Here is a 23103-nt window from a genome sequence, read left to right as displayed (position 1 = left end):
AATCGTTCCCAGTTGGATATCTTCAATCGACATTTGTTGATCGAAAGTTGGGTTCTCCTTACGATTCGTCCCACTTTGCCAAAATTTCGATGATATCATTCCCAAATCGTTCCACTTTCGCAGGGCCCACACCCTTTGTGGCTTCGAGTTCCGAGAGGTTTTTCGGTTTTCGTTCGGCAATTCGTTTGAGGACTGGATTTTGGAACACCATAAACTTTTTCCATTTGAGTTGCCTTGCTTTCCGATCCCGATAGTTCATCAGTTCTCGTAAGATTTGTGAATGTAAGGTTGGAACTTTTTTGGGTTTGAGGTTTTTACTTTCCACATCTCCTTTGTTAGTTGACGGAGAAAGTTTTGTTTTTGTTTTGGAAAAATTCGGTAAGTACAATTTGGGATACTTCGCACCCGCTACCAAAACTTTTTTTTCTTCCACCCATGTTTCCAATTTGGCAACCACTGCCTCTTCTGGGATCCCTTCCAACTTTCCGTGGAAAGGATTTCGTTCCATACGGTACCTTAGGACATCTTTGGTTCGTTTGCCCACCAAGGTTTTTGCGATGATGTTTTTGCCAAAAACAGCAGGGTGTTCCTTTAAAAAGTTTTGAATGGTTTCTTCTTCCCATTCGGAAAGAGGGTATTCTCTTTTTTCATTTTTCTTTTGGAGTTTTACTTTTTCCGATTCTAAAAACTTGGAACGGTGAACACTAACACCTGTCTCTGTGCAGATATCACAGGTTCCACAGGGAGGAATGGTTTCACCAAAATAGGAACAAAGTTGCACCTGCCTACAAACTTCAAGATTCGCATATTCCTTGATGTATTTGAGTAAGGTATCTCCACCCTTGTAGTTGGTTTCCTTGGACAACATAAACATCTGTGTGGCAACATCACCTGCTTTGTAAAACAACACACATTCTGATGGTAAGTTGTCTCGGCCTGCACGACCTGCTTCTTGGTAATATGCTTCGAGTGAGGCGGGGACTTGGTAGTGGACCACCAAACGAACGTCAGGTTGATCCATCCCCATTCCAAATGCATTTGTGGCAACAAGGATCGGAACTTTTCCCGATGTGTAAGCATTTTGAGTGCGTTCCCGGATTCCGTCTGTGCGACCTGCATGGTACTTCCCAACAGAGAATCCAAAGTCTTTCAAAAGATCGTACACTTCGTCCGTTTTTTTCCTAGTCGCGCAATAAACAATGGCTCGTCCAGGAAACTTCCTACCATCTTTCCACGGTTCGAGTAATTCCATGAGTCGGTCCGCTTTGTCCCTCTCTTGGTTTGGGTATTCCACACTGAATTTGAGATTCGGACGAAAAAATGTGGAGAGTACCACTTTTGGAGAACGCATCCCAAGGGAAACCTGCACATCGGTTTGTACTTTTTCTGTGGCTGTGGCAGTGAGTGCTAAAATTGGAAATTTTGGATTCGGATGCCTTTCTCGCAAAATATGGATTTGGCGGTATTCAGGTCGAAAATCGTGGCCCCATTGTGAGACACAATGGGCTTCGTCCACCACAAGGGAAAATAAATCCATCTCACGAAAGATTCTTAAAAAACCATTGGATAATGCTCGTTCTGGGGAAACAAGTAACACCCTCAGTTCTCCACGGACTGCTTTTGCGAGAATGGTCATTTGTTCCACTTCGTCTTGCGTGGAATTACAAAATGCGGCAGGGATCCCTTTGGCAAGTAAACTCTCTGTTTGGTCTTTCATCAGAGCAATGAGAGGTGATATAACTAGCGTTAGTTTGTTTTTTTGGATGGCAGCAGGCAGTTGGTAAATGAGGGACTTACCGGCTCCCGTCGGTAAAATGGCAAGGGTATCCTGACCCAAAAGAACGGATTCGATGGCTTCCCTTTGTCCAAGGCGAAATTCTGAAAAACCGAATTTGGTTTTGAGTTCCGAAAGTAGATCCAAGCTAACTCTTAGATTTTTGGGAAACAAGAACGGGTCAATGATAAGATTCTCACTTTTTGCCTCATTTTTGAATTTTACAGAAACCGATGACCTTGGAATTGTAACGAAGACCGATGCTTTTTAATACGTTTGTTTTCTTATTATTCTTTCTCATTGTGTATTCGGTTTTCTTGTGTTTTGGTTGGTTTGCCAAAAAAGAGAAATGGGCCTACCGCGCACAAAATCTTTGGTTACTCTTCGCTTCCTATGTATTTTACGGGTGGTGGGAATGGTTTTTTCTCTTTTTAATTCTCATTAGTACCACAATCGATTACGTCGCGGCAAATCTCATCGAATCTTCCAACCACCAAGGGCGAAGGAAACTTTACCTATCAGTTTCCATTTTTGCCAATTTGGGCCTTCTTTTTACCATGAAGTACTATGATTTTTTTGCTGTGAATCTGATTGATTCCTGGAACCAAATCGCCATTTGGCTTGGAGGGAGTGCGGCTACAGATTCGAGTACCTATCTTTTGAAAAACATAGTCCTTCCTGTAGGGATTAGTTTTTACACCTTCCAAACCATGTCGTACACGATTGATGTGTACAGAAAACAAATCCCTGCTGAAAAAGATTTTTTTGATTTTGCATTGTTTGTGAATTTTTTCCCTCAACTAGTGGCAGGACCCATTGAACGCGCACAAGATTTACTCCCACAGTTAAAACAACCGAAGTTCCCCACGATGGATGGTGTCCAAAAAGGTTTGTATGACATCTTACTTGGTTATTTTATGAAAGTGTATGTTGCTGATAATTTAGCAACCTATGTGGACCAAGTTTTTTTTGCAGCAAAGTCCATGTACACCCAAAATCCTGAGATCATCCATTCCATGGACGGCTCACAAGTGTTTGCTGGTGGATTTTTATTTTTAACTCAAATTTATTGTGACTTTGCGGGGTATTCTTTTATTGCACTTGGGATTTCCAGATTACTTGGTGTGACCCTCACCGTAAATTTTGAAACACCAGAATTTGCGAAAACCCCCACAGAATTTTGGAACCGTTGGCATGTAACACTGAATCGATGGTTTCGAGATTACATCTATATCTCTCTTGGTGGGAGTAAGTATGGAAAATTTGCCCAGTACCGCAATTTATGCATCATCTTTTTTCTCTCTGGGCTTTGGCATGGTGCGAACTGGACCTTTATCACATGGGGTTGTTTGCAAGGTGTATACACTCTGATTTACCTTGTCGCCTTTTCCAAGAAGAAAGAAGATTTGGGAGACCAAACGACCGAAACTTCTCGATCTATTTCCACTACGCTTTCCGAAATTCTTAAGGGAACGTTTAGCCGAGTTTTGGTATTCTCACTTGTTGCATTTAGTGCCGTTGCATTTCGTTCCTATGATGCGAAAATGATGTTTGTTTACTTACAAAAATTTTTAAGTGTTTGGACATGGGACCTTTCTCCAAATGGTAACGTGAAAAATATGTTTGGACTTTGGGAAGAATACTTTAAAATATTCTTCCCTCTCCTCATCATCGATGGCATTTCTTATTTCAAAAAAGAAAGGTATTGGATCTTTTTAACCCATCCACTCATCCAAGCATTTGTTTTATCGTTTATGGCATTTCTCATCCTCACAAGAGGAGTTTTTGGAAAAGAGGTAATTTACTTTGCGTTCTAAATTCTTAGGCATTGGTTTGGCCCTTTTGTTTTTTGTGATTTTGGAAATCACAGTTCGTGTGACAGGAATCCATTATTTAGAACAACCTGAAATCTTTTTTGTAAATCTCAAAAAAAACTTTGTGGAATCTGGAAAAGGTGACGCCGATATAATCGTGTTAGGTGATTCGCGCTCTATGGCCCTTGCCGGATATGCAAAAGATGAAAACACTGAATACTCTGTTTACAACCATAGTTTGCCTGCCATGGGCCCAAGGTACTACCGATTCTTTTTGGACAAATACCTTAGGAAAGGGAACAAAAAACCCAAAATGGTTCTCTTTGCCGCCTCGCCGAAGTTATACGCTACAGGTTATGGCCCACCTTTGTATGATCCAGATGCGAAAGTGGTAACAAACAATGAATCCATTTCAGAATATACCAAACGAAGATGGAACGAAGGATTTGAAAAAAACTTTTTTAGAACTCCCACAAAATCCAATGTAATCAGTTACAGTGGCAAACAGGAAGACATGAACCAAATCCTTTGGGAATTCTTCGGCCACAGATACCTCCACCAATTTACCTTTTCTGAGCTGGCTGAAAATTATTCCGGGGTGGAACGCCTTTTCATTTTATCCAAAGCAGCTCCTCTTCTTTATGAATCCTATCGGTTTCATGGAGCGATCCGAAATGCCTTAAGCCAATCCAATTGGAAGGTGGACAAACAATACAAAGAAAAATCTTTATTTTGTGAATCTTGTGAAAACATTGAAGCGGGACTTTGTAAACCTTCTCCTTCTCAACTCGAAGACAATTTGACCATCGAAGACCAAATCAATCGTCATTATGGTAAATATAATATTTCCAACCGATTGAAACCTGAACTGGTTGTATTCTCAAAAGCCCTAGTGCAAAAGGAATTGGCAGAGGAACTCAAAAATCCAACCCCATTCCTTTACCAAAAACCTGACTTCCAAGTCTTAAAAGACCTAATCGAATTCACAAAAAAAGAAGGAATCCCCTTTGGACTTGTGTACATGCCATGGCTTAAGGAAAGACAAGAAACAAAGGAATCACTTGCCCTTCTTTCTGACCTGAAAGAATTTTTTTCCAAAAATCCAGAAGCAAAACTCTTTTTCTTTCCCGAATCTTCCTACCCTTCCGAGCGATTTGTAGATAATATCCATTACGATTGCCGAGGAGAAAAACGGGTAAACGCAGAATTTCGGGAATTTGTGCTGCCTCAAGTCTTTCGTTTTTTGTCATCCAAACAAAAATCCAATTGATTTCCGATTTCGAGTGATGGAGAATGAGGCACTCCATCCGGATAAGAGGAAACCCAATCATGTTTTCGTTACGAAACATATTTGTTTGTATTCTATCTGCCTATCTCATCGGATTACCGGTGTTTGCGCAGAACCGTTATGCGTTGTTCATAGGAACGAACTACAAAGGGAACAAGGCAAAAATCCCTGAGTTAAATCTCTGTGAAGCCGATGCGAATTTTTTAAAAGAGAAAATCCAAAAAAAAGGAAACTTTAAGGATATCAAAGTCCTGTTAGGTTCCATGGTGACTCGTGAGAATGTGAAAAACGCAATCAGCCAACTTGGAAAAGTAGTTGGGAAAGAAGATTCCGTATTTTTGTATTTCTCTGGCCACGGGATGTACATGAAAGATGCGAAGGCAAAAAATGGAATGCGTAACTACCTCATTTGTTACGATCGTCCGCATATTTCGGATGAAGAACTCAATGAATTTTTAACTGAAATCAAATCACCGAAAACTGTCCTTGTGATGGACTGTTGTTATTCTGGTGGGATTGCCAAAAAAGGAAAAAACACTCGTGGTGCTGCCGAGATTCCGATTGCCCAAGGCAATGATGGGGTAGTCCGCCAAAATGCTGAGGATTATTTTTTCCAAGACAAGGCCGTGATCTCTTCCTCAGACGATGACCAAACTTCGATTGAAGTGGGGGGGACCATCAACCACGGGATCTTCACTTACAATTTTGGAAATGCATTGGAAAAGGCTGACCTGAACAAAGATAGCGTGGTGACAGCCCTCGAAGCGTTTTTTGTGGCAAAGGAAGAAACAATCAAGATGGCACGTCAGTTCAGCCATGAACAGACCCCACAAGTTTCTGGGAATGCAGCTGGTATCTTTTTAACGGGATCACCGACCCCGCAAACTCCTCCACCAAAACCACCAAATGTTGTTGTGAATGTTCCCATCACTCCTGTGGAGACCACCACTCCAAACAACCAAACCACAACAACGCCTGTGGCACCGGAACCAGAACCTGCACCAGCGAACGAAACCACAGTTGTCATCCCTCCGATCATTGAAGTGGAACCACCTGCTCCTCCTTCTGTCTCAACAGGGAACATCCTCATTCGCACTTCCATCATCAAAGACAAAACCTATGGAGGAGCGGCCACAAAGTCTCCTTATGACCTCCTCAACAAACAAGGAAAACTGAAATCCTCCCCTCCAGAAGAAAAGGTGAGGGCCATCAAAGTCCTTGTGGATGACCAGGAATACAAAGCCCAAGTCACTACGGAAAAATCCAAAATTTGGGGATCGATCACTCGGAATGGAACCCTAATCCCTGGTGATATCTACAATGTAAAAATTGACAATTTACCAGCCGGGGTCCACCAAATCGAAGTCCGTGCTGACAACTATCCGATCTACAAAACAGCAACAGCTGTGATCCCAAAACAAACGGTGACAGTGGATGCGATGAGTTCGATGGATGGATTTGGAGCGATCCGGGGCCGTGTGTTCTTCAAAACCTTGGACAACCCAATCGAAAAACACCCCATTTATATGCCAACGGTTGTCGCCACAAACCAAATCTTTAAGGTCACAACGGACAAAGATGGATACTTTTGGTTCACCAACCTAAAACCAGGAAAGTATGAAATCAGAGCTAGTTTTATGGAAGAAATGAAACTCGAAAACTCTGAGATTGTTGTGAAACCAGGAGAAGTGACGACGGTTGAGATCATCCTCAATAAAAAATTGAGTTATACCAAAACCAAATACTGACCGAAAGGTCCAAAAACCTCCGCACCCTCGCAAATCTGCTGGGTGACGGAATCTAAAAAAGGCCCTTACAACAAGGGTCTTTTTTTTTCTTCTCAAATCTCCCGAATCCCGTTTGCCGAGGCCCAAGGAACCCGGTGGACGAAAAAAACTTACCGCGTAAACCCTGTGGATCCTTTCTGTTCCCACACCCGTGAGAGTGTTCTCACCTCCCAATCGCTGTTTTTAGGTTGGAAAAGGGCCCAAATGATTAAATTTAATCTAATAAAGATTAAATTTAATCCAGGATGCAATAAATTTCGTGTTTTTTGGTGAAAACGAAGTTTTTTTCCTCTTTTTACGATTGAATTTAATCCCCTTTTTCAGAATCCTATAGTCATAAAAGAAAAAGGGAATCGAGAAAAGAGTTTCCCAGATCTAGAGAGGATCACATGAAAACAACAAAAATAATCGCAACAGGGATCTTGGCCATGGGACTTGCAACTGCAAACCTACATGCTTTGGACACAAACGAGAGATTAGAGCTTTTGGAAACTGCTATGATTGAACAAGCAAGCACTCCAGCGCAAAAGTCTGCCGTTTCTGAATACCTTGCGAACGTTGCAAAAGAAAAAACAGAGTTGGCCCAAGCACTCCGTGAGAGAGCGGGAGCACCTCGTGGTGGTAAAATTCTTAGCCAAATGAACGAGAAGAAGGAACTCCTTCGCCGTGCAGATGCTCTTGAAAAAGAAGCTAAGAAATACAAAAACGTGTCTATGGACCTTCGCTCAGAGTCCAAACAAGTAGCACAAAACTAAGCCACTCAAACTCGGTTTGAGTTTAGCGAGAAAGGTCAGGTTCGCCTGGCCTTTTTTTATGCCCTCTTGATAAATGCTTTCCAAACAACCTAACTATGTGACATAATCAATATATGGTTGACACCCCCCAAGAAATCAAAGAAAAACGATTTGGGCGTGTGGTTCCGATCCTTTTAGTCCTTTCTGGGCTATTGGCTCTTGGATTACTCTTCCGTTGGGGAAGGCCAGTGAAACCCGTGGAACGTTTGCAGTGGGAAGGTTTACAATACCTATCTCCACCAGATGTTTTGGCTTTTATTGGGGAAGAAGTCGGGTCACCAAACACCTATGAGTGGAAGGATTGGGAAAAAAAAATTTCCAATCACCCTAGGATCAAAAAAGTTCGAATCACAAGGGATCCTGATGGATTTTTATTGATTCAGATAGAGGAGAAAGTCGCAGAATTTGTCATACATGTAGGTAGTTCTCTATATGAAGTGGATGAAACATTAGAAATTTTATCCAAAGATGCAGTTTTGAATACTCACTTAATCGTGATTAGTGGGCCTTTTTCAATTGGGGAACAAAAACTAGAAGGAAGACAGATTTTTGATATCACCAAAGAAATGCGATATGCCCTTTCCCTTTACCCAGCACTTTCCACTAGGATTTCTGAACTTGTCGCAGAACGTGACGGAAATTATACTATGTACTTAAAATCACCAAAACCAATGAAAGTGTTTTTAGGTGATAAATTAGAACTCAATTTATTTCGTAAATTATACGCCTCACTTGCTTATATGGAAGCTGAGTCCATCAAAGCCATTTCTATTGATTTAAGGGGAGAAGACGCAGTTTACCATTAATATGATCGAAGATGATTCCCCCATCATAACGGCATTGGATTTAGGTTCTTCTCTTATCAAGGTTGTCATTGGACGACTGATGGGAGACCATGAAATCGAAATCATTGGAACAGGTGTATACCCATCTTCTGGAATCAAAAATGGTTCCATCGTCAATATCGAAACCACTACCAAATCCATTATAGAAGCGTTTGGTGATGCCGAACTGATGGCAGGCCAAGAGATCACTTCCGTTGTTGTGAATGTCTCTGGTAAATCGGTTCATGGGTTCAACGAAAAAGGAATCATAGCCGTTACCAACCGCGAACGGATTGTTTCGGAAATGGATATCATGCGTGTTGTGGAAGCGGCACAGGCCGTACATGTTCCGAATGACCAACAAGTCATCCATGTCCTTACCAAAGAATTCAAAGTAGATGACCAAGTGAATATCAAAGACCCAATTGGGATGACAGGTGTTCGCTTAGAAGCAGAAGTACACATTGTATCTTGTGGCAACACAGCATTGAATAATATTGATCGTTGTGTCGAACAAGCAGGCCTTTTGCAAATGGATAAAATACTTTCAAGCCTAGCCTCTTCCGAAGCGATTTTAACAGCGGGAGAAAAAGACTTAGGAACTGCTGTCATTGATATTGGAGCTGGCATTTGTGATATCATCATTTATGTGGATGGAGGAATTGCTTTTTCCTCAGTGGTTCCGTTTGGTGGATTCCATATCACAAGCGATATTTCCATAGGCCTTAAAACCACAGTGGAGACCGCGGAAGTCATCAAAAAACGATATGGCCACACAAGGATTGATATGGTAGATCCAACTGAAAAATTTGAGATCCCATCCATTTCTGGAAGGCCAGCAAGGTCCGTGTTTCGCCAAGAACTAGTGGAAATTTTAGAGCCAAGGGTTCGTGAAATTTTAGAAATGATCGATCATGAACTGATTCGGTCAGGGTATAAGTCAAGTTTGGCGGGAGGTGTCATCTTAACCGGTGGAACTTCTTTGTTACAAGGCATTGAAGCGACTGCCGAAGAAGTATTACGATTGTCAGTAGGTCGTGCAAAACCTGCGGGGCTCAGTGGCCTTGTGGAACGAATCGCAAGTCCCGAATATGCGACAGCCGTTGGCCTTATCAAATACAGTTCCAAAATACAAAATTTAGAACAAAGAAACATGCATTCCGTATCGGATGGTGAAGGATGGATGAAGAAGGTTCGTCGTTGGATGGAGAACAATCTCTAAGGAAAAATGAATGTTATACCTAGAAGAAGAAAAAACTAGCCCAGCCATTATCAAAGTCATTGGAGTTGGTGGTGGTGGAATGAATGCCGTCACTCGAATGGTGAATTCTAAAATGACAGGTGTAGACTTCATTGTGATGAACACCGACGAACAAGTATTACTCAAATCTCCTGTCGAAGTCAAAATCCAACTTGGTAACAAAGTGACACGTGGAATGGGTGCTGGCGGTGATCCAGAACTCGGGCAAAAAGCAGCCATCGAAGATAAGGAGAGGATTGTGTCGGCACTCAAAGGTGCGGATATGGTTTTTGTCACCGCTGGTATGGGTGGTGGAACAGGAACTGGGGCAGCTCCCATCATAGCTGCCATCGCAAAAGAACTCAAATGTTTGGTTGTGGGTGTGGTAACGGTTCCCTTTTCTTTTGAAGGCAAACGCCGTGCGGAACTTGCCAAACAAGGTATCGACCAACTCCGTGCCAATGTGGACACTCTCATTACGATTCGAAACGATTCTATTTTCCAAGTGGTAGACAAAAACACACCTTTTGATATGGCGTTTCGTGTGATCGACGATATCTTGTTAAACGGTGTTCGTGGGATCAGTGATATCATCAATCATCCAGGTATCATCAATGTGGATTTCGCCGATGTAAAAACCATTATGAAAGACACAGGGGATGCCATTTTAGGAGTGGGTGAGGGACGAGGTGAGGCACGTGTGAGTGAAGCTGTAGAACAAGCCATCAACAACACTTTGTTGGAAGATTCCAGTATCCAAGGTGCCCAGTCCCTTCTCATCAATGTGACTGGTGGGAGTGACCTCACCATCCATGAATGGAATGAAGTTTCTCAAATCATTACGGCACAAGCGGACCCAAATGCCAACATCATCATTGGACTGAATGAAGACCCAAACCTTACCGACCAAATCCGAGTGACAGTGATTGCCACTGGTTTCGCCAAAAAAGGAAAACAATACCAAAGGGAACAAAAGGTTGTGGGTTCAGAAGAGTCCATCTCCCCAATGGTTTACTTAAAAAAACCTGAGGAAAAAGAAGCAGGGTTTACTAGAGAAGTTGATTTGAACAAAGGGATCCGGCAAAACCAAAGGAGTTTTGGTGGACAAAAACAATCCTCTCCGTTCCAAAAGTATGGAGAGGATTATGATATCCCTACGTTTTTAAGAAAGAAAAACGATTAAAAAACTAACAAACTTTCTGTTAGTTGGTGTAAGAACGAACCGAAACAAATAAAGGTTTTCCTTCTTCCACAATCAATTTCTTCGGAGCGTTTGTCACCACAGAACCAGGTGAGTCCACTTTAAAGTCGTATTCTCCTGGCGCGAGTAAAACACGTTTCACTTGGAAGTTGGAAGGAATGGTCCTCCAACAACGTAAGTCAGGTGCGATCGTTTGTGAAACTGCAATTCCAGCTGCCGCTCCCGCTGCCACACGGATGAGGCTCGAAACCAAGTCATTGTTTTTCCCTCGTCCACCAGACTCTATGGCCCGTGCCATGGCTTCGGAAGCGATCACCGCTGCTACCACTTTGACGGCAAGAGAAGTTAAGTTTTTTGTGATGAGAGCTTTGTAGTTTTCATTAAAATTATTCATCGCTGTTTCAGAATAATTGTTCATGATATCAGAATACCCAACATCCACACCATTGATGTAGTACTTTTTCGGAAGGGAACCTTTTGGATCCCTTTCTTTGTAAATTGGGATTGGGTTTTCAGCAACGGATAATGCTGTAATTGCGCCAGCAAGCGATGCGCCTGCCCCTTTCACAGCAAGTCCCTTTTCGACAGCACCACGTAAGGCGGCCGCAAAGTATTCATCTTGGATGAGTTTTCCCCGAGACATCTTAATCGCAGATTTACCCGCTTCGTGGATGATGATCACTTCCGAGAGTTTTTCGTTTTCGGGAGAGGTCCTTTGCATCGAACTGTTGTAAGCTTGTAAACTAGAGCGACCGGCACCGTATTTGGATTTGTCTCCAGAATCACCCTCTTTGGCGGCTAACAAATACCTGTCGGCAATTAGATTTTGGCTTTTGCCAATGAGTTGTTCCATGTTTTTGTATTGGACACGGGCATCATTATAACGGCCAAGAGATTCCGAAACATATGCATCGATGAGCCTCGCTGCATTGTTTTGGCGGTACTCGGCCGCCAAAAAACGCATTTCTTTTAACTCAAAGTCCAAACGCCTAAAATAAATTTTCGCGTTATTTGTGTCACCTTGCAGAAGGTAATTGTTCGCGATGTAGAACTTAATCATTACCCTTTCAAAATCTTCCCCAGTGTAATTGGATTCGTTATCAGAAAGGATGAACGAAAGTCCAGACCGCGTCATACTGACTTTGATATTGTCTGCTATGTCTTCTGCTTCTTTGAAAACTTTGTTGGAAGTGACGTAATCCCCTTTGGTATGAAAGATCATACCCGCTTCCATCAAAAAAAGAAGTTTGTCCTTATTGGAAGAACCTTCGTACAGTTCTCGAATTTTAGGAATGGCAGAGTCATAGTTTTGCCCGTAGTATGCCGATTCGGTTGCTTCGATGATTTTGTTGTAATCACTGGCACAACCGAGAAAAAGAAGAGAGAAAAAGAGAAATGTTTTTTTCATGTAATGGCGGAAGGGATTACCAACTAACCCCTTTGTTTCCTCTAACGGCTAGTTTTCGATAGGACACCTTTTCTGACCAAACAGCAATCGTAGTTTCCACTTCGACAAGTTCAATGTTGATCGATTGTTCTACGATTTTTTCTCCGTCGGAAGTGAACATGTTTTCGTTGATTTCGCAACGAACAAAGAAGTTTGGCGATTTGAGTTTTCCAATGGAAAGCCTGTTGGAAGTAAGACCAGACAAACTGAATTGGATTTCGTTAAGAGACTGTTCTCTTGTTTTTGTACGAACTGTGTAAATTTTGTTTTTGATGAGTTTAGAAACAAACGCGTTGTCAAAAAGTTCGGTTTGGATTTGTTCGGATGTATCGTTACGTGTAGGGAAGTGTGCCACAAAGACACCTTCTTCATGTGGGTTTTCTTTGAAATACTCCCCAATTTGACCGGCTAATTTTTCGGCCGCTTTGACCAATTCTTGGCTTGTGAGTCCACCTGAGTCGGAGATATAATCATCAGCATTGTCGAGCCTTTTTGGGCTGGAACTGCATTGGAATAAGAATCCTACTAAGAGAAAGGAGAAGAGAATTTGTTTCATAACCCCATTTATATGGGGGATGGAAACAAGTCTTGTCAATTCCAAAAATCCGATTTCAATTCCTCGATTTTAGAACTCCGATAAAAAGTTTTTTCCTCTTCGGTCATTTCCTTCATTTCCCTTTCATAAATGAGGTTCACCACTTGGCGGTAAAAATTTGGGCTTTCCCAAGATTGGATGTCCCATTTTTCAGTTTGGTAAAGTTCTTCTTTTTTTCGAAGGAAAATTCGTTTTCGTTCTCTAGAATAACTATAGGGATTTCTCTGAATGTAATCTTCCAAGTAGGAAACCAATATGGATGGAGGGGTCGTTGGGTGTTTGGGAAAAATCAACTCATCCAATACACCAGGGAATATTTCTCCTTTCAATCGGTTTATGGCTGTTAGCTTTTCGTAACTGGTAAGGGAAATTTGGGATTCAATTTCATCCGATTTTTCTTTCCAATTCATATATGCTACATAAACTGCATAGAGGACATGGCCTCTTTCGTCGGGATATTCTGTTAACAGGAAATCATATGTTTTGTCCCTTTCGCCGTTCCATTGGTACGATTCTTTTCCCCGTAAGGTTTCTAAAAAATCCCGTAAATCAGTTGGATACCCTGGACCCTTTAGGACCTCTGGGCGATTTTGTAACCTATTCCAATAGATCTCGGAACGTGAATCAAAGGAAGATTCCTTTGGATCCAACTTCGTTTTTTTCAGAAAAAGGATATAGACAAGACTACCAAGTAAGAAGGAGAGTAGAATCGAGATGACTAGGATGAGGGCAATTTTCTTTTTGTTGGTTGGCATTCTCATTTTGGACTTTTCCTGCACGAAACAATCAAATCAAGATTCCAATGCAGAACTATTAAGTGCATTACTCTCTCAAGGGAGTCCTGTCCAATCCGCCTGTCAAAGATTTATTCTGACGGAAGCCAATTGTGTCGCCGTACCTGATACGAGTACAACCGTTTGCCCAAGTCTGGTTTCAAAATTGAAAGACCAAATTCTACCGAGAGAATTGAGTACGGATGCGGTAGCCATTTTGTATTTTGATTGTTTTTCTAAAATTAATTTGGCATATAATAGTGCTAAGGCTTGTAACCAAAATTCATTTGCTTCCAATGCAGAATATAGGAGAGTCCAACGTACAGGTACGTCTCCTGCTGAGACTTCTTGGCAAGAAGCGATGAACCAATGTGGTTCATTAGAAAATTCCGTTCCCCCCGCTGATTCGGGCCTGCAGGAAACAGACACCATCCTTGGTTCTGATCCTTTCCAATGATTGTTATTAGGAGAAAATCATGTCACTTGTCACAAGAGACCAATTGGTCCAAAAACTAAATCCCATTTACCTACCTCATGAAATTGAAGAACGGATCCTGCCACTTGCAGAAGAGATCAACCGTCTCAAAAAAGAAAAAAATGCCGTGATCCTTGGGCACAATTATATGACACCCGATGTATTTTGGGGAGTATCTGATATCATTGGAGATTCATTGTATCTCTCCAAAATGGCAAAGGAAACCACTGCCGATCTCATTTTGTTTAATGGGGTTCACTTTATGGCGGAGACTGCTAAAATTTTATCCCCTGAAAAAAAGGTTCTCATAGCCGATCCAAAAGCAGGTTGTTCCCTTGCGGAATCCATCACAAGGGAAGATGTCAAAGCTTTAAAAGCAAAATACCCCGGTGTTCCCGTTGTGACGTATGTCAACTGTTCGGCGGAAGTCAAAGCCGAAACGGATGTCTGTTGTACTTCTGCCAATGCGGTACAAATTGTCAACGCGGTAGAAGGGGATACTGTGATCTTTTTGCCAGATGAATACTTGGCAGGTAATGTTCGGAACCAAACGACAAAAACCATCATCTCACACCCAGGACGATGTATGGTCCATGAGATGTACACTCCAGAAGACATTCGTTCCACAAAACGGTTGTTTCCTGGTGGAGTGACTGTGATTACACATCCTGAATGCCATGAAGATGTAGTCAAAGAAGCAGATTTTTCGGGTTCAACTTCACAAATGGTAGATTTTATCCGAAAGAGCAAAACGGACAAAATTATGCTTGTGACGGAGTGTTCGATGGGTGATAATTTACGTGCTGAATTCCCAGAAAAAGAATTTGTGTCCACTTGTCAGACTTGCCCTCACATGAAAAAAATTACTTTGGAAAAAGTAAGGGATGCACTTTTAAAAGAACAATTTGAAATCTTTTTGGATGAAGAAGTGATCAGGCTTGCCCAAAAATCTGTGAATCGTATGTTAGAATTGAGTTATAAAAAATAATATGTTTAGAATTGGAAACGGAATCGATTTTCACAAACTCATCCACGAACCATTTCGTCCGTTAGTGCTTGCGGGTGTTGAGGTAAAATCAGAATTTGCATTTCTCGGTCATAGTGATGCCGATGTGATCTTGCATGCGGTCGCCGATGCGATGTTAGGTGCACTTGCCCTAGGTGATATTGGAGTCCATTTCCCTGACACCGACCCACAATACAAAAACATGAAGTCCACTCGCATCATTGAAAAATGTCTGGAACTTGTGGCAGAAAAAAATTTTAAACTTGTGAATGTAGACTGCACATATGTGGGAGATCATCCCAAAATAAATCCAATCCGTGCCGAACTCAATGCTTCTTTGGCAAGTATCACCAAACTTCCGTTAGATTGTGTTTCGATCAAAGCCACCACTTCCGAAGGTATGGGAGCTTTGGGTAGGAGCGAAGGTGTGATGGTGATGGCGACTGTGCTTATGGAAAGCACAAAGAAACACCATTAAAATCGTTTTTCTTTTGAAGAGGCGATTAGGTTTAAATCCGCATCGCTAAAGAATAAAAATAAAAGTTTGGATGTGAAATTGGGAACAGGCTCGATTTCCCATTTTGCCAAGATACGAACGCCGTTCTCAGTTGCATCGAGTTGGTAGGTCTCTTTTAGCATTTGGTAATGTTTGAATCCTTCCGTTTGGATTTGGAAAGAAATTGTCGGTGTATTTGTGACAGCTATGGTCTTACACTTTACTGTTTCCCCTAAGGTTTTGGATTCCCATTCTTCCCCCACTGTTGGGGGCCGATAGGATTTCGGTTGGAAGGATTCGTATAAGATCTTTTGTGTTTGGTCAGGTTTTAATTTTACCTCCCATGTTCGCTCCAAACGACTTTCCTTTTGGCCAATGACAGCGAAAAAAAACACAAAAACAAAAATGCCAAAAACGCGAAGATACCAAATCATATCTCCATAGAAAAATCTATTGCCTAGGGATCGATTGAAATTTATTTTTCTCCTACCGAAGGAGAATCTTCGGGAGGGTTTAGCAACTGCATTCTGCAAGAGAAATATCATCCAAACGAGTATCTGGCCTCATCCAAGTTTATGAGCGGGAAAACAATCTCACAGCCCACACCAATCCTTTTCCTGAAATTTTAGATGATAACACCTACACTCGCATCTTAAAAGATCCAAATTATTGGATTTCGCAAGCCCTAGAAGATAAAATCATCCAACAAATCGCCATGTCTTTGGACATTTCGGGGATTTTGTACCATGTGGGCACAGAAGCTCTTATCACCAATGCGTATGATTTGTTACCATTGGATGATACAAGAATTGATATGGTGGAAATGATCCAACGTCTTCCCATTTTGATTGGTCGCCTAACAAGAGTAGTTTATCTTAATGTAAAACCATTATCTGAAAATCATTTTAAATTTGTTTTCGTATATCTCCCAGAATACCAAGAGAAATGGTATGATGCCGTTTTTTTCCAAGGTATGTTGAATGGTCTCGCTGTACTATTTGAACTCAAAGAATTCAAAATCAGAATGACGAAAACAAAACTTTTTGGCATTCACGTTTCTCACAAAGAACTGGGTGAAGAGATTCAATTTGGTTCGGATGCAAACGAATACGAATTGGAATGGAAAGATGATGTTTTGTATTTGTCTAGGTCTCACCTAACAAAAGATAACGTAACATCTCGCCATCGGGTGATGGTGACTTCCCGATCAGAAACAGAATTAGAAGAAATGTCGATTGTGGATGTTCGGGATGTTGTGGGCAAATCACGTGAACTAGCCATTGAAAACCGTGATTTGGAAGCGGCAGTTGAAGTTTTAAAGTCTTTCAAACAAGAGTTGGAAAAAAAACAACTTTCTATGGCGAAAGACTTACGATTGGCAAAGAACATCCAAAAGGGTCTCATCCCAGAAATTATACCAGACTGGAATGGAATTCAATTTTGGACTGGTTTTAGTCCCATGCAAGAAGTGAGTGGGGACTATTATGATTATTTTCCTTATCATACAGATAAGTTAGGTGTCGCTGTCTGTGATGTTTCAGGGCACGGTGTGCCTGCAGCATTTATCACAGCATTATCGAAAATGTTGTTTTCGAATTTTAAGAAACCAAAACCTTCCGAAACATTCAAACTCATCAATCGGGAGTTACTTGACCTTGTCAAACAACAGGGTTACACAACCTGTGTTTATTTACTCATCCATTCTGATTACAAAGTAGTGTATTCAATTGCTGGCCATCCAAGGCCTATTTTATTTCGGCATAAAACAGGAAAGGCAGAGATTTGTGATGGTGAAGGAACCTTTCTTGGAATGTTTCCGGATGCTGGTGATACTTACCGCGATTTACACCTCCAATTAGAGCCAGGTGATAAACTCTTTTTGTATACTGACGGTCTAACAGAAGCAGAGAACGATCATGGACTTGCGTTTGGTGAAACAAAACTCATGCATCTCATAGAAGAAAATGCAAATGCATCAATCCAAGAAACAGTGGAACTCATCATGAACCACCACCGTGAATTCACAATGGGAACTGATGCGATGGATGACATCACCTTACTCGGATTACAGTTATCTCCCAAATTAGAAGACTTTCGTGTTTTACAATCGAAAGGAGATCAGGTTTACCAAAAAAAAGATTATAAACAGGCAACTTTGTATTACAAAGAAGCTCACAAAATTTTACCGAGAGAACTTAATACACAACTTGCATATGGGAAAGCTCTTGCCTATAGCGGTGATTACGAAAATGCCGTTGTTATGTTAGAGTCCTATAACAAATTCAAAACCAATCACTTTAAATCTCATGCGATCTTAGGTTATTGTTATTTCCGTTTGGGCTTGTATGAAAAAGCAGAAGTGGAATGGAAAAAAGCCTACTCCATCAATGATTCTAATTTATCAAACCTATACAATTTGGCCCAACTTTACCGTAAGTTAAACCAAAAACAAAAAATGAAAGATGTCATCGATAAGATGAAACACATTGAAGACACCTACTTACACATCCTTCCACTGGAAAAAAAGTGGGAATTGTTGCCAGATGAATCGATTTAAACTGTTACTACTTTCAATTTGTTTTTTTCATTTTAGTTTTCCCAAAGACCATAGTTTTCATTCCGATTATGGATTAGAATGGTGTTATTTTGTTGGGCACATCAAAGCAGAGTCGGGAAATCTATATGGATATGAACTTTCTTTTTTTCGATTAAAATTTAGTGATGGAAAAGATTGGAATCCAGAAGTTTTTCCTGTGCATTTTGCCATATCCGATTTGAAACAAAAACGCCATGAAACAAGCCAAACTATCAAACGAAGCCTAGGGGACCTTGCTGGCTATCAAACGAATAAAATTTATAGTGGCGAATATGAATTTCAAATTCTTTCAAAAGATCAATTTTTGATCAAAGCAAATCCAAAATCCAAAACAATTGCTTTGGAACTATTGTTGAATGGAAATGGAAACATCCTTTCCCACGGTAAAGATGGGATTTCAATTAAATCCAAACGGAATCCAAATATTTTTTCGTATTACTATAGTTATCCGAGATTGGTTACCACTGGAAGTTTATGGTTCCAAGGTAAAAAAGAAACCATACTTTCTGGCGAATCATGGATGGATCATGAGTGGAGTGAAAAATCTTCTAAGTCTATCCCTACTCTGGCAACAGGAGAGTCAGGTTGGGATTGGATTTGTTTGATGGACAATCATGGTGGGGATTATGTATTCTTTCGGTTCCGAGCCTCCAAAAATTCAGCTCCAGAAATATTTGGTACCTATCGTGATCCCAAAGGCAAGGTGACTTATTGGAAAGAAGGGGTAGAAATCCAAATGGATCCCGTTGGTGAGTTTTGGAAGAGTAACAAAACCAAAATAGTTTATCCCTTACATTGGAAAATCAAATACCCAGGAGGTGAATGGGAAGTAGAACCCATTTTCAATGAACAAGAGTTTGATGGAAGTGATTCCACCCAAACCATCTATTGGGAAGGAGCCGTTTTGGCCAAAGATCCAAATCAAAAAAAGTCTGCGAAAGGATATTTAGAATTGAAAGGTTATCAAAAATCGAAAGACTGGTGGGAGTTCTAAACCATGTGGAAATACTTTTTAAAGCGGTTTTTATTGATTTTTCCAACCCTACTTGGAATCACATTTTTGGTTTTTTTAATTTCTCATTTTGCCCCTGGTGGCCCACTCAATAGCGAAATTGCAAAATTAAAAGGTGCGGGGAATTTGGCAGGTGCTTCCACCAAACAAATTTCCCAAGAAGAAATTGATCTTATTAAAAAAAGATTACATTTAGACAAACCGGCCCCAGTTGCTTATCTCTATTGGCTCAAACAAATCGTACAGTTTGACCTCGGTGAATCGAGATTACATTCAAAAAAGGTATCAGAACTCATTGTGGAAAAACTACCAGTTTCCCTTTTCTTTGGATTATCAGGATTCTTTTTAACATATTTGATTTGTATACCATTGGGAATCCAAAAAGCGTTAAAAGAAGGAAGTCGGTTTGATTTCATCACGAGTTTCATCATCTTTTTTACATATTCTCTCCCAGTATTCGCCTTTGCGATGTTACTCTTGTATTTATTTGCTTCTGGAGAAGTGTTTTCATTTTTTCCATTAGGCCACGAAGTTTCTGATTTTTATGAAGACTTAAGTTTTGTTGGGAAAGTAAAAGATCGATTGGCTCATATGTTTTTACCGGTGATCTGTTATGTGGTTGGTAGTTTTGCTGTATTAACCTTACTTATGAAAAATAGTTTGCTTGACCAAATTGCAAAGGAATATGTGCGAACTGCCATTTCCAAAGGGCTAAGTTTTTCAGATTCTATTTTTAAACATGCATTCCGAAATTCACTCATTCCAATTGCAACAGGATTTGGCAGTAACTTAACATTGATTTTCTCAGGATCCCTTTTTATCGAATTGGTTTTTAACATCGATGGAATGGGACTACTTAGTTTTGAAGCAGTTAGAGAAAGAGATACCGATTTGATGATGGGTTTACTTTTGGCCCAAAGTTTTTTAGGTTTAATCGGAAAAATTGTCTCAGACTTTTGTTACATCTTAATTGACCCGAGGATTGATTTCGAATGAAATTTATATCAAACCCGGCAAACGTCCGTAAGTGGGAAAAATTCAAAAAGAATAAAAGGGCTTATTATTCTTTAATGATACTCTTTTATTCTTACATTTTATCTTTGTTTGCGCCAATTTTAATCAATAACAAACCTTTGTTTGTTTTGTATGAAGGGTCAGTTTCTTTCCCAATTTTTCAGTTTTACCCTGAAACTAAATATGGAGGGACCAATCTCACAGAACCCAATTATAAAAAATTGAATCGTGAGTCTAGGTTTCAAGATTCTGGAAATCATATGGTATTCCCACCAATCCCATTTGGAGTGAACGAAGACAATTTGGAAAGTTTAGAAGAAGGAACCAATCCTCCATCGAAACCAACGTTACGCCATTGGATGGGAACCGATGATAGAGGAAGAGATGTTTTCACAAGGATCATCTATGGGTATCGACTTGCCATGACATTTAGTTTGATCCTTATCGTTGTAGAAATTTTACTCGCTTCCTTTATCGGTGGGATTCAAGGGTATTTCGTAGGTCGATTGGATTTGTTTTTACAACGGTTAATCGAAATTTTATCAGCAATTCCTTTTCTCTATTTGATATTGATCATGGGATCATTTTTTGGCAGGGGATTTATGGTTCTCATTGTAACCTATGGTTCCTTAAGTTGGATAGGACTCAGTTATTATATGCGAGGTGAATTTTTGAAGCTCCGCAAACAACAGTTTGTTGATGCTGCAAAAACTTTGGGTGCTTCGTCTTACTCCATCATCATGCGACATCTTTTGCCGAATTCACTCACACCTCTTGTTACCTTTTTACCTTTTATTTTGATATCGGCGATTTCGGTTTTATCAGCTTTGGACTTTTTGGGATACGGGATCCCAGCACCCAATCCTTCCTGGGGAGAACTCATTGGCCAAGGAAGGGAGAGGCTCACTGCTTGGTGGCTCATCACCTTTCCATCAGTGGCTCTTTTTTTGACGATTTTATTTTCTGCTTTTGTGGGTGAGGGCCTTCGGGATGCCTTTGATCCAAAAGACAAGGTGGTTTACGAATGACAACAAGTTCCAAAACCATTTCCGTAAACAACCTCTCTATCGAAATCAATACTGACGATGGCATCTTACCCATTGTTAGTGGGATCAGCTTTGATTTAAACAAAGGCGAAACGTTAGCACTTGTTGGAGAGTCGGGTTGTGGGAAATCCATCACCAGTTTAGCGTTAACAAAACTTTTGCCTTCCAATACAACCATGTATCCAACAGGTTCCATTCTATTGAATGGCAAAAATTTATTAGAAGCTGATGCAAATACCCTTCGATCGATACGTGGAAAAGAAATCACTTATGTTTTCCAGGAACCTTTTACTGCCCTAAACCCTTTACAAAAAATTGGAAATCAATTGGTTGAGGGTTTTTTATTACATGGATTGGGTTCAAAAGAAGAAGCAGAAAAGAAAGCAATTTATCTTTTGGAACGAGTTGGGATTACAGACGCCAAACATCGATTAGAGCAATATCCGAATCAGTTTTCGGGAGGAATGTTACAAAGAGTTTGTATCGCTATGGCACTTATGTGTGATCCAAAAATATTGATCGCAGATGAACCAACGAGTGCCATCGATGTAACAATCCAACTTCAGTTGATCGAATTATTAAAAGAGTTAAAAAAAGAACATGGGATGGCAGTTTTGTTTATCTCACATGATATTGGTCTGGTAAGTCATATTGCCGATCGAATTGCAGTCATGTATGCGGGAAAAATAGTGGAACAAGGGAACGTTGATTTGGTGATCGATTCACCAAAACATCCTTATACAAAGGCATTAATTTCTGCGTATCCAAATCATGAAAATATCGGAAAAAAATTAGTAACCATTGATGGTATTGTTCCATCACCAAAATCATACCCTCTTGGTTGTCGTTTTCACACTCGCTGTAACGAAAAAATGGAGATTTGTGCAACTAAGATTCCAAGTCCAACGAAAGTGACTGATTCACAAATAGTAGAGTGTTTTTTGTTTGGAGGAAAAGAAAGTGCTTAATGTAGAAAACTTAGTTGTTTCTTATAAACAATCACAATCTCTTTCTTTTTCGACAAAACGATTGGTGGCCGTTGATGGAGTAAATTTTTCGATTCCCAAAGGCAAAATATTAGGCCTTGTCGGCGAATCAGGTTGTGGTAAATCCACAATTGGTCGAGCCATCTTATCATTATTACCTTTTGACCAAGGGAACATTTCGTTTGAAGGACAAGAAATAGGGAAAGTTTCCAAAGAAAATCAAAAACTTTTAAAAAGAAAAATACAGGTTGTTTTCCAAGATCCATATTCATCGTTAAACCCGCGTTTTACGATCGAAGAAATTGTCACTGAAGGATTACAAATCCATTTCCCCAATCTTAGTCCTCTGGAAAAAAAAGAGAAAGCAATCCAAGCTTTGTCGGAAGTGAATTTACCATCAGACATTTTACATAGATACCCGCATGAGTTCAGTGGTGGCCAAAGACAAAGGATTGCGATCGCACGTGCCCTAATTTTGGATCCTAGTTTAGTAGTTTGTGATGAAGCCGTTTCTGCATTGGATATTTCCACACAAGCGCAAGTGATCAATAATCTATTATTACTTAGAGAAAAGTACGGATTGTCCTATTTGTTCATTTCGCATGACTTAAATATTGTAAAACATGTGTCCGACAGAATTGCGGTTATGTATTTAGGGCAAATCGTGGAAGAGGGTAGTCGGGATGAAATCAGCCAAAGACCACGCCATCCTTATACACAAGCTTTGTTTTCTGCAAGTTTTGATTTAAAAGATCGAAACAAAACGGCAAAACCGTTGGTTGGGGAAATCCCAAGTATTCTCAACCAACCCAAAGGTTGTAAATTTCATACACGTTGTCCCATTGCAAAAGAGATTTGCAAATCAGAAGAGCCAAAGGAAATTTATCCTTCGGATGCGCATCGAGTGAAATGCCATTTTCCACTACAGTAAAAGT

The 23103-nt window shown here is 40.5% G+C and carries 21 protein-coding genes; 16 read left to right on the top strand and 5 right to left on the bottom strand.

Annotation, left to right across the window (positions count from 1 at the left end; all coding sequences use genetic code 11):
• Window positions 1–58: 58 nt before the first annotated feature.
• Window positions 59–1921 (bottom strand): RecQ family ATP-dependent DNA helicase, encoded by a 1863-nt coding sequence (locus tag EHQ62_RS11450; protein WP_135642921.1) that lies wholly within the window; start codon window positions 1919–1921, stop codon window positions 59–61.
• A 113-nt stretch (window positions 1922–2034) separates the two neighbouring features.
• On the opposite strand from EHQ62_RS11450, the gene EHQ62_RS11445 reads away from it, so the two are divergent.
• The 7 genes from EHQ62_RS11445 to ftsZ all read left to right on the top strand — a co-directional run bounded on the left by EHQ62_RS11445 (window position 2035) and on the right by ftsZ (window position 10704).
• Window positions 2035–3591 carry an MBOAT family O-acyltransferase gene (locus EHQ62_RS11445; RefSeq protein ID WP_135642919.1) on the top strand — a complete coding sequence of 519 codons (1557 nt, stop codon included), beginning with the start codon at window positions 2035–2037 and terminating at the stop codon, window positions 3589–3591.
• Window positions 3581–4858: a DUF1574 family protein gene (locus EHQ62_RS11440; RefSeq protein WP_135642917.1), complete on the top strand. Its 1278-nt coding sequence runs from the start codon at window positions 3581–3583 to the stop codon at window positions 4856–4858. The genes EHQ62_RS11445 and EHQ62_RS11440 overlap by 11 nt, the downstream gene beginning before the upstream one ends.
• A 56-nt stretch (window positions 4859–4914) precedes the next feature.
• Complete coding sequence (locus EHQ62_RS11435; protein ID WP_425269538.1) at window positions 4915–6624, top strand: caspase family protein; 1710 nt, start codon at window positions 4915–4917, stop codon at window positions 6622–6624.
• 428 nt (window positions 6625–7052) lie between these two features.
• Window positions 7053–7418, top strand: a complete 366-nt coding sequence (locus tag EHQ62_RS11430) for an LIC_10421 family protein (protein ID WP_135642913.1) — start codon at window positions 7053–7055, stop codon at window positions 7416–7418.
• Between the two features lie 113 nt (window positions 7419–7531).
• On the top strand, window positions 7532–8263 hold the full coding sequence (locus EHQ62_RS11425) for a cell division protein FtsQ/DivIB (protein WP_135642910.1): 732 nt from the start codon (window positions 7532–7534) through the stop codon (window positions 8261–8263).
• A 1-nt stretch (window position 8264) separates the two neighbouring features.
• Window positions 8265–9503 carry a cell division protein FtsA gene (gene ftsA, locus EHQ62_RS11420; RefSeq protein WP_135642908.1) on the top strand — a complete coding sequence of 413 codons (1239 nt, stop codon included), beginning with the start codon at window positions 8265–8267 and terminating at the stop codon, window positions 9501–9503.
• 10 nt (window positions 9504–9513) lie between these two features.
• On the top strand, window positions 9514–10704 hold the full coding sequence (ftsZ, locus tag EHQ62_RS11415; RefSeq protein WP_135642906.1) for a cell division protein FtsZ: 1191 nt from the start codon (window positions 9514–9516) through the stop codon (window positions 10702–10704).
• 19 nt (window positions 10705–10723) lie between these two features.
• Here the strand turns inward: ftsZ and EHQ62_RS11410 are convergent, their stop codons facing one another.
• From EHQ62_RS11410 to EHQ62_RS11400, 3 genes are read right to left on the bottom strand one after another with little or no spacing between them, the layout of a single operon-like run.
• Window positions 10724–12130 (bottom strand): COG3014 family protein, encoded by a 1407-nt coding sequence (locus tag EHQ62_RS11410; protein ID WP_135642904.1) that lies wholly within the window; start codon window positions 12128–12130, stop codon window positions 10724–10726.
• Window positions 12131–12146: 16 nt separating this feature from the next.
• A complete protein-coding gene (locus EHQ62_RS11405) occupies window positions 12147–12725 on the bottom strand; it encodes a hypothetical protein (RefSeq protein WP_015676553.1) in 579 nt (192 codons plus the stop codon).
• A 35-nt stretch (window positions 12726–12760) separates the two neighbouring features.
• Window positions 12761–13519, bottom strand: a complete 759-nt coding sequence (locus EHQ62_RS11400; protein ID WP_135642902.1) for a magnesium transporter — start codon at window positions 13517–13519, stop codon at window positions 12761–12763.
• Between EHQ62_RS11400 and EHQ62_RS11395 the strand changes: the two genes are divergently transcribed.
• From EHQ62_RS11395 to ispF, 3 genes are read left to right on the top strand one after another with little or no spacing between them, the layout of a single operon-like run.
• Window positions 13479–13994, top strand: a complete 516-nt coding sequence (locus EHQ62_RS11395) for a hypothetical protein (RefSeq protein ID WP_135642900.1) — start codon at window positions 13479–13481, stop codon at window positions 13992–13994. The two genes, EHQ62_RS11400 and EHQ62_RS11395, sit on opposite strands and share 41 nt — an antisense overlap.
• A gap of 19 nt (window positions 13995–14013) precedes the next feature.
• Entirely contained in the window at window positions 14014–15000 is a 987-nt protein-coding gene (gene nadA, locus EHQ62_RS11390; protein WP_015677556.1) for a quinolinate synthase NadA, read from the top strand.
• Window position 15001: 1 nt separating this feature from the next.
• Window positions 15002–15496: a 2-C-methyl-D-erythritol 2,4-cyclodiphosphate synthase gene (gene ispF, locus EHQ62_RS11385; RefSeq protein ID WP_135642898.1), complete on the top strand. Its 495-nt coding sequence runs from the start codon at window positions 15002–15004 to the stop codon at window positions 15494–15496.
• Here the strand turns inward: ispF and EHQ62_RS11380 are convergent.
• Window positions 15493–15948: a hypothetical protein gene (locus EHQ62_RS11380; protein ID WP_135642896.1), complete on the bottom strand. Its 456-nt coding sequence runs from the start codon at window positions 15946–15948 to the stop codon at window positions 15493–15495. The genes ispF and EHQ62_RS11380 overlap by 4 nt on opposite strands.
• 281 nt (window positions 15949–16229) lie before the next feature.
• Between EHQ62_RS11380 and EHQ62_RS11375 the strand changes: the two genes are divergently transcribed.
• Genes EHQ62_RS11375 through EHQ62_RS11350 form a run of 6 tightly spaced genes read left to right on the top strand, consistent with a single transcriptional unit; the run spans window position 16230 to window position 23099 of the window.
• Window positions 16230–18071: a SpoIIE family protein phosphatase gene (locus EHQ62_RS11375; protein ID WP_244241749.1), complete on the top strand. Its 1842-nt coding sequence runs from the start codon at window positions 16230–16232 to the stop codon at window positions 18069–18071.
• A complete protein-coding gene (locus EHQ62_RS11370) occupies window positions 18058–19104 on the top strand; it encodes a carotenoid 1,2-hydratase (RefSeq protein WP_135642892.1) in 1047 nt (348 codons plus the stop codon). Before EHQ62_RS11375 ends, EHQ62_RS11370 begins: the two co-directional genes overlap by 14 nt.
• Window positions 19105–19107: 3 nt before the next feature.
• Window positions 19108–20118, top strand: coding sequence for an ABC transporter permease subunit (locus EHQ62_RS11365; protein WP_135642891.1), 1011 nt, complete (start codon window positions 19108–19110; stop codon window positions 20116–20118).
• Entirely contained in the window at window positions 20115–21164 is a 1050-nt protein-coding gene (locus EHQ62_RS11360) for an ABC transporter permease (protein ID WP_135642889.1), read from the top strand. The genes EHQ62_RS11365 and EHQ62_RS11360 overlap by 4 nt, the downstream gene beginning before the upstream one ends.
• Window positions 21161–22150: an ABC transporter ATP-binding protein gene (locus EHQ62_RS11355; RefSeq protein WP_135642887.1), complete on the top strand. Its 990-nt coding sequence runs from the start codon at window positions 21161–21163 to the stop codon at window positions 22148–22150. The genes EHQ62_RS11360 and EHQ62_RS11355 overlap by 4 nt, the downstream gene beginning before the upstream one ends.
• Window positions 22143–23099 carry an ABC transporter ATP-binding protein gene (locus EHQ62_RS11350; protein WP_135642885.1) on the top strand — a complete coding sequence of 319 codons (957 nt, stop codon included), beginning with the start codon at window positions 22143–22145 and terminating at the stop codon, window positions 23097–23099. Before EHQ62_RS11355 ends, EHQ62_RS11350 begins: the two co-directional genes overlap by 8 nt.
• The last annotated feature ends 4 nt before the right edge of the window (window positions 23100–23103 follow it).

Origin of the sequence: Leptospira jelokensis, from assembly GCF_004769635.1 — a bacterium.
In the GTDB taxonomy this organism is placed as follows: Bacteria; Spirochaetota; Leptospiria; order Leptospirales; family Leptospiraceae; genus Leptospira_A; species Leptospira_A jelokensis.
The sequence above is the reverse complement of the archived record's forward strand: the minus strand, read 5'-3'. Positions and strand labels throughout refer to the sequence as shown.

Bases quoted from the DNA above. Each gene is read 5' to 3' on its own strand.
- EHQ62_RS11445 (WP_135642919.1), top strand. From the start codon at position 2,035: ATGCTTTTTAATACGTTTGTTTTCTTATTATTCTTTCTCATTGTGTAT.
- EHQ62_RS11430 (WP_135642913.1), top strand. From the start codon at position 7,053: ATGAAAACAACAAAAATAATCGCAACAGGGATCTTGGCCATGGGACTT.
- EHQ62_RS11425 (WP_135642910.1), top strand. From the start codon at position 7,532: ATGGTTGACACCCCCCAAGAAATCAAAGAAAAACGATTTGGGCGTGTG.
- ftsA (WP_135642908.1), top strand. From the start codon at position 8,265: ATGATCGAAGATGATTCCCCCATCATAACGGCATTGGATTTAGGTTCT.
- ftsZ (WP_135642906.1), top strand. From the start codon at position 9,514: ATGTTATACCTAGAAGAAGAAAAAACTAGCCCAGCCATTATCAAAGTC.
- EHQ62_RS11410 (WP_135642904.1), bottom strand. From the start codon at position 12,130: ATGAAAAAAACATTTCTCTTTTTCTCTCTTCTTTTTCTCGGTTGTGCC.
- EHQ62_RS11405 (WP_015676553.1), bottom strand. From the start codon at position 12,725: ATGAAACAAATTCTCTTCTCCTTTCTCTTAGTAGGATTCTTATTCCAA.
- EHQ62_RS11395 (WP_135642900.1), top strand. From the start codon at position 13,479: ATGACTAGGATGAGGGCAATTTTCTTTTTGTTGGTTGGCATTCTCATT.
- EHQ62_RS11400 (WP_135642902.1), bottom strand. From the start codon at position 13,519: ATGCCAACCAACAAAAAGAAAATTGCCCTCATCCTAGTCATCTCGATT.
- nadA (WP_015677556.1), top strand. From the start codon at position 14,014: ATGTCACTTGTCACAAGAGACCAATTGGTCCAAAAACTAAATCCCATT.
- ispF (WP_135642898.1), top strand. From the start codon at position 15,002: ATGTTTAGAATTGGAAACGGAATCGATTTTCACAAACTCATCCACGAA.
- EHQ62_RS11380 (WP_135642896.1), bottom strand. From the start codon at position 15,948: ATGATTTGGTATCTTCGCGTTTTTGGCATTTTTGTTTTTGTGTTTTTT.
- EHQ62_RS11375 (WP_244241749.1), top strand. From the start codon at position 16,230: ATGTCTTTGGACATTTCGGGGATTTTGTACCATGTGGGCACAGAAGCT.
- EHQ62_RS11370 (WP_135642892.1), top strand. From the start codon at position 18,058: ATGAATCGATTTAAACTGTTACTACTTTCAATTTGTTTTTTTCATTTT.
- EHQ62_RS11365 (WP_135642891.1), top strand. From the start codon at position 19,108: ATGTGGAAATACTTTTTAAAGCGGTTTTTATTGATTTTTCCAACCCTA.
- EHQ62_RS11360 (WP_135642889.1), top strand. From the start codon at position 20,115: ATGAAATTTATATCAAACCCGGCAAACGTCCGTAAGTGGGAAAAATTC.
- EHQ62_RS11355 (WP_135642887.1), top strand. From the start codon at position 21,161: ATGACAACAAGTTCCAAAACCATTTCCGTAAACAACCTCTCTATCGAA.